Origin of the sequence: Candidatus Endomicrobiellum trichonymphae (assembly GCF_002355835.1) — a bacterium.
Taxonomy (GTDB): Bacteria; Elusimicrobiota; Endomicrobiia; order Endomicrobiales; family Endomicrobiaceae; genus Endomicrobiellum; species Endomicrobiellum trichonymphae.
In genome coordinates this window covers 1-5038 of sequence record NZ_AP017462.1, presented here as the reverse complement: position 1 = coordinate 5038, position 5038 = coordinate 1, and the positions used below count along the sequence as shown (strand labels likewise).

The window sequence follows — 5038 nt, the reverse complement described above, 5'->3', positions numbered from 1 at the left end:
TTTTTATTCCTTTTGCTTTTGTCTTTTTATCTTTTAAGTTCCCCAAAAAATGTCTGCCAGCTTTTAGGCAGACTTAGTCTTATTAGGTCTTATTAGAGTTAGAGAGTAAGCCAAATCCTTATTTATAGCCACTTTTTTGCTAAAATTGTTTACCGAAAACACATAATCTCTTTACCGAAAACACATAATCTCTTTACCGAAAACACATAATCTCTTTACCGAAAACACATATTTTGTTAATTAAGTTTACCACCAACACATATATTATAATTTATCACTAACACATAGTCAACATATAATCCAACACAAAAAAAAGCCTGCATTTCTGCAGGCTTTTTCATAATTTATAATTTAATAATTAATCGAGTTTTTAACGTAGAATTCTAAATAAGCGTATATTTCAACAGCAAACTCCAATCAAGTACATTAGATAGGGTCGATTGACCATAGCCAATGACTGAAAGGACTGACTGCTCCTACTCCACAGAAATACAGAAATTCTCCAAACACAAGTAAAGCCGGCAAACTCCAATCAAGTACATTAGACAGGGTCGATACTTCGCTCCTATAAGCGAATAGTGCGAACCACATTGCGCCGACAATTGGCATATTTGCAACCATTATGCTTAAAGTCGATATGATTATTGGTGAAGAAAAGAGATATGGCAATGATGCTTGGATTGCACCTTCAACTAGGCCTAAGCCGTAAATAAACATTAATTGCGTTAATGGCGGGCAAAACAACGCTATTTTTTTGAGTTTGTCTTGAGACGCAGGCTCTGGTGAAGCAGGAGTAAGCGGTGGAGTAGGCGTCGGAGTAGGCGTCGGAGTAGGCGTCGGAGTAGGCGTCGGAGTAGGAGTAAGCTCTGGAGCAGGAGTATTCGTTGAAGTTGAAACATCATTTTCATTTTTAGAAACGCCTGTTATAACCTTCCTCTGACAGCCAGACAAGAACACAGACAACATTAAAATCACAGCAAATATTTTTTTAAATTTCATTGCAGTCATATCCTCATTTAATCTTTTTTAACAACTTTTTTATTAATTATTTTTAAAGCTTTTTGAACAGCTCTAGAACTTCTAAACGGATTGTTAATAGGAAATACATCTTCTATACATAAGAATATCTTTCAGTCTAGAGAACGATCGCACTACCAACTTTCCCCTCCCCTTCTAATTTCATTACAATATGTTTTAATCTACAGACTTCGTCGAGCAGCTCTTGCCTACCATAGATCTTATAACCGAACGTATTAACACGAGAACAAGATGTCAATAACAACAAACCAAACAGATACGCAGTCAACAGTACCAAGCCAAAAACGTTAAGAGATTTTTTCAATCTCTTTTCAAGTTTTGGTGCTTCAGCAGTATGACGCATATCGTTTCCACAGCAATCAAATTCTTTTTTATTTTTCACTTAATATCCTTAGGCTAATTAATATTTCATCATAGCTTTTTTAAAGACAGAAATTTTAAGAGAGAAAAGACAAGGCAATGACAAGATACGTATTAACTTTTCGGCACCATCTAGCATATAGTATATCAAGTTTATACTGTTTCGTTTTCAGCAGAAAACGATTAAGGAAGTAATTATTATTTTATAACTTTTTACGGCTCTTTTTGAGGTCATCTAGCATATATGTATATCAAGTATAGAGGGTGTTCGCTTCGCTCATTTTTTGTTTATTTTTGCCGTCTACTTTAAGACGGCTTTTGACTATTTATACATCACAGACGTTACCTAAATGTCGTGCAAGCCTATAAATATATAATAAATTTTTAGACATATTTACAAACAGCGACTAAGCATTATCATAACGTCTTAGCTTTTTACGCTTTCATAAACTATCGCTACTATTTTGAGGTATAATCGGTGTCTTTTTGAAACAAGTCAGCCAATTGCATATCAAGTAGTGCAATTGGGAAACGCCTATGATATTTAATCATAGGCTTATATTATTTTAGAGATTAGATTTTAAAGACAGACTGGAACGCATTTTATTGCGTTTTTCAAGTACTAGTATTAGACAATCAGTTATCGCCTTTTAGAGACTTTCCAATATTCTTTTTATCAATTCTTTTACATTTTAAAACATAAGATTTTTTCCACATTTTTTCACAACAATCAAAAACGATGTGGACAGCGTGCTAATACAATTTAGCCAGCTCTTTTTAACGGACTTGCAGTCCGTCTGACGGATTTACATCCGTTTTTTTAGCTTTTACAAGCTTTTCAAGGTTTATCACAGTCAGTTAGCCTTTTTTATTTTGTTTTATTTAAGGCTTTAGACTATGTGATAATGCCTTATTTTGGCATAATATTGGCATATTTTGACATTTTAAGATGTTTTTAATGGCTATTTTGCCAGAGAACGTCTGTTTTGCGTTATTTAAGGCACCAGCGTGCCTTTAACGCAGTTTTTACAATTTTTAATCGTTTTTTGGAGTTTAGAAGTAAACAGAATAGATTTTAAAGACAAGATTTTAGACAATGTTTGATATGACTATTTTTACTTTTAGATTTGAGCTTTTTTTTAAAGGCAGGCTTTTAAGAGAGGAAAGACTAGCAAGGAGCTTCGCTCCTCTTATGCTTTCGCATTCTATGTCAGTTCTATTAGTTTATATTACAACTGATATTTTTACTTTTGTTTTTATTAAAGACTAAAGACAAGGCAACGGCAAGGTATTACATAATTACTTTTTGGCATTATGAAACACAGAAAGAGGCAAAGGTATTACATAACATCAAGATTATACATATACGAAGCAAAAAAGACAAGTAGCCTCTTTCTAAGATTACTTGCCTTTATGCTTTACCGTTTAAAGTAATTTTGGAGGTTAAATAATATGAATTATTTAACATCACTATTATAACATTTTATTTTTAAATATATATTTTCTATATGAGGCATAATCAATAAACTTAAGCTTTGCACGTTTATTTATTTCAATGCACACAACTTTTAACAGGCAAGATATTATTATTATCAAACAAGTCCAACTGATAGTCAACGGGAGCATAATACGGGCTATCCGTACATACTCTTTTTACATCACATTTATAGCAATTTTTTAAAGGTTCTTTATCTTTCTCTTTTGAGGTAATATTTAACTGGCTTTTCATAGTTATCGCCTTTCCTTTAATCGTTTTTATAATAATGATATTTATTTAACATCATCTTTTTGTTCCTCATTATTTCAAACCATATTTACAACCAGAGCTAGAGAATGAGATTTCATTAAAAAATCTACCCTTGCTTTACTTTACTCTTTATACTTTTCTGCCGTTTTTTACATAGTCATCATAAACCTTTTTTTCTATATATTTATTTTCGTCTAAATACATTTTCATTTCACTTTTAAAATCAACCTTACTCCAATCAAATTCATCTTTAATTTTAGCAAGTTCAGCGTTATATTTAAATTCATTTACGCTCAAGGCATATCCATCCGCTAGCCCTGTGATATACCCATCTCTAAACTCTTTTGCAGAATGGCATCCACATACGACCCAAAAAAACAGACACATTAACGAAAAGAAGCTCTTTTTATTATCTTTTAAACTTAACATTTTAATAATCCTCTTTATTTGATTTTATTATAACAATATCCTCATTTAATCTTTTTTAACAACTTTTTTTAAAGATAAAGACAAGATTTTAGACAATGTTTAATATGACTATTTTTACTTTTAGATTTGAGCTTTTTTTTAAAGGCAGGCTTTTAAGAGAGGAAAGACTAGCAAGGAGCTTCGCTCCTCTTATGCTTCGCGTTCTATATCAGTTCTGCAGTTCACCTTTAATGATTGTTGTTTCTCTTTTAATAGACGGTCAGCAACTACAATCCATTCCTTGCCCTCTTTGATTAATTCCACGTGCAGGCTATAACTATCGTTAAGTTCGTATCCGTTCAGTTCTTGGAATGCATTTTTTAAATTTTCTGCAACGCTGGTTATATTATTTATATTTATTTCTAAATCATTTGCTATTTCGGATATATTCAGTCTCAAATTGTTCCCTTTAATTATTCTTTTGTCATAACATATCAGGAATTTAATAGCTGTAGGATTTTTAATCTTATAGCATTGCGGGTTCCTTAAAATTACTTTTCTTTCGTAAAGTTGTTTCGCAATAAATGGATTAATAAGTATTCTTAACATATTCTTATTGTTTCTGCTTTTTTTAAGTTTGTGATTAGAAACATCGTATAATAGAGTAAATGTATGAGCTTCATACATATCGGCAAGTATCATAGGGAAGTCTGCAAGCTCTTTAGTCTTTCGCAATAATCTTTTATAATCGGCTCCGCTGAATTTTTGATAGCCTAATTGTTTAGCCAGTTCTCTTATTGAGATGTCAACAACGGCAAGATAACTATTGTTTGCAAACTTACAGCCCTGCTTCTGCCAAATATGAGTAATGGCAAGGAATATCTTTGCGTGCGTCGTTGTTAACTGCCCGTATCCTTCGTCATTAAAATCTAGCTGACCTCGATATAAATCAAGCGGCTTAATAGTACCGTTATTAAATCTTATATTTATTTCAACTTTTGTTTTTTTTCTTTTATCATTTGGATAAGTAAACATTTTGCTATTTAGCAGGCTGAAAGATACGACGTCTTTTATGCTGTATTTAACAGGCATTGAAGTCAATTTGGTATTATCAACATCTATTTCTTTTGCCTGACTTATCTCTTTTGAAATCTCTGTAAGCTCCGCAGGACTTTCAAAATAAGGCTTGCCGTTGAACTTTGTTTCTTTTATTAAAGGCGTCTTTGATGTTGTCTTTGGCTTTTTGTCTTTTGTGATAGGTTCTGGCAGTAATTCAATCTGACACTGTAATCCTATGTCTTTGCCTGTTTTTGTTTTTATTACGCTTTGAATTAATTCTTTAAAATCAGTTTTATACTTTTCAGCATAATATCTGTTAGGTACATTAAGCATTAATATGTCGTCTTTAAAGCTTTCCTCTTTTACTGGCTCTAGCCATATAGTCGGTATCTTTTCTGTTAATTCCGTTTTAATTTCATTCCACAC

Annotated in this window: 5 protein-coding genes; all 5 read right to left on the bottom strand. The window is 32.2% G+C overall.

All coding sequences use genetic code 11. The annotated features are described in order from the left end of the window. Window positions 1-426: 426 nt before the first annotated feature. Window positions 427-999: a hypothetical protein gene (locus RSTT_RS05825; RefSeq protein ID WP_096526044.1), complete on the bottom strand. Its 573-nt coding sequence runs from the start codon at window positions 997-999 to the stop codon at window positions 427-429. 136 nt (window positions 1000-1135) lie between these two features. Continuing rightward, a complete protein-coding gene (locus tag RSTT_RS05820) occupies window positions 1136-1420 on the bottom strand; it encodes a hypothetical protein (RefSeq protein WP_096526043.1) in 285 nt (94 codons plus the stop codon). A gap of 1530 nt (window positions 1421-2950) precedes the next feature. Continuing rightward, a complete protein-coding gene (locus RSTT_RS06315) occupies window positions 2951-3127 on the bottom strand; it encodes a hypothetical protein (RefSeq protein ID WP_172412904.1) in 177 nt (58 codons plus the stop codon). A 147-nt stretch (window positions 3128-3274) separates the two neighbouring features. Further along, the gene (locus RSTT_RS05815; protein ID WP_096526042.1) at window positions 3275-3574 is read right to left on the bottom strand and encodes a hypothetical protein; all 300 of its coding nucleotides are present in this window, start codon (window positions 3572-3574) and stop codon (window positions 3275-3277) included. A gap of 189 nt (window positions 3575-3763) precedes the next feature. Continuing rightward, entirely contained in the window at window positions 3764-5038 is a 1275-nt protein-coding gene (locus RSTT_RS06325) for a chromosomal replication initiator protein DnaA (RefSeq protein ID WP_096526041.1), read from the bottom strand.